Source organism: Burkholderia sp. Cy-637, assembly GCF_011753175.1.
Classification (GTDB): domain Bacteria; phylum Pseudomonadota; class Gammaproteobacteria; order Burkholderiales; family Burkholderiaceae; genus Burkholderia; species Burkholderia gladioli.
In genome coordinates, this window is sequence record NZ_VWWC01000415.1 from 1 (window position 1) to 552 (window position 552).

Consider the following 552-nt stretch of genomic DNA (forward strand, 5'->3'; position numbering starts at 1 on the left):
CCGAGCCGTCCTTCATCGCTTCCGTCTCGCGGTTCGGGCTCGCCACCGAGCCCGTGTCGAGGTGGTCGCGCCCGATCACGATCGGCGCCTTCAGCTCGCCCTTGCGGACCATCTCGTTGAAGGCCTGGCCCAGGCGATAGCGATCCTTCACGCCCACCCAGCAGATCCGCGCCGGCAGCCCCTGGAAGGCGATCCGCTCGCGCGCCATGTCGAGCCAGTTGTGCAGGTGCGGATCGTCGGGGATCAGCTCCTTCACCTTCGCATCGGTCTTGTAGATATCCTCGGGATCGCCCGACAGCGCCACCCAGCGGAACGGCCCCTTGCCCTCGCAGAACAGCGGGCGAATATAGGCCGGCACGAAGCCCGGGAAATCGAAGGCGTTCTGCACGCCCATCTCCAGCGCCATCTGGCGGATGTTGTTGCCGTAGTCGAGCGTGGCCGCGCCGCGTTCCTGCAGCGTCAGCATCGCCTGCACCTGCCTGGCCATCGACTGCTTGGCCGGCTTCACGATGCTCTGCGGATCGACCTTGCGCGCCTCGTGCCATTGTTCGA

General features: G+C 66.5%; 1 pseudogene. It reads right to left on the minus strand.

Going from position 1 to position 552, the window contains the following annotated elements:
* Positions 1-552, minus strand: a pseudogene (locus tag F3J10_RS35940) (urocanate hydratase); the annotation flags it as partial.